The sequence below is a fragment of the Trujillonella humicola genome, from assembly GCF_046233715.1.
Classification (GTDB): Bacteria; Actinomycetota; Actinomycetes; order Mycobacteriales; family Geodermatophilaceae; genus Trujillonella; species Trujillonella humicola.
Genome location: NZ_JBJNRJ010000150.1, coordinates 1 through 615 on the forward strand (window position 1 = coordinate 1; position 615 = coordinate 615).

At 68.9% G+C, this 615-nt stretch carries 1 protein-coding gene; it reads right to left on the reverse strand.

What is annotated here, in order from left to right; translation table 11 throughout:
* Positions 1–615: IS110 family transposase (locus ACK586_RS25655; RefSeq protein WP_409333330.1), on the reverse strand; the 615-nt coding region annotated here is incomplete at both ends.

Genomic DNA, 615 nt, shown 5'->3' on the forward strand with positions numbered 1-615 from the left:
GGCGGCCGGGATCGCCTCGATCAATTCGTCGATGCGGGTGGTGAGCCGGTCGATCTGGGCGTTGAGCGCGTCGATCTGGTCCAGCAGCATCCGGGCCAGTTCGCCGTGGTGGTCATCGAAGCGCCCGGTGAGCGCTTCGACCAGGGCGGCGTGCTTCATCCGCATCCGGCCGCGGGCGAATGCGGCCAGCACCCGGGGGTCGCGTTCCCCGGCGATCAGCGCCTCGATCATCTCCCGCACCGAGACCCCGTCGATCCGACTCGCCACGGTGGTGATCTTGATCAGAGCGTCTTCGAGCAGCTTCTCCAGCCGGGACCAGTGCCGGGTCCGCTCGACGGTCAGGTCGGTGCGCAGCCGGGTGTAGTCGCGCAGCACCCGGATCTCGGCCGGTGGCACGAACGAGGGCCGCAGCATGCCCCGCTCGGTGAGCTTGGCCAGCCAGACCGCGTCGAGCTTGTCGGTCTTGGGCCGGCCCGGGACGTTCTTCACCTCGCGGGCGTTGACCAGCATCACGTCCAGGCCGCGTGCTTCCAGCAGGTAGAAGAACCCCCGCCAGTAGTCCGAGGTCGACTCGACGGTGACCCGCTCGATCCGCTGCTCGACCAGTTGGTCGGC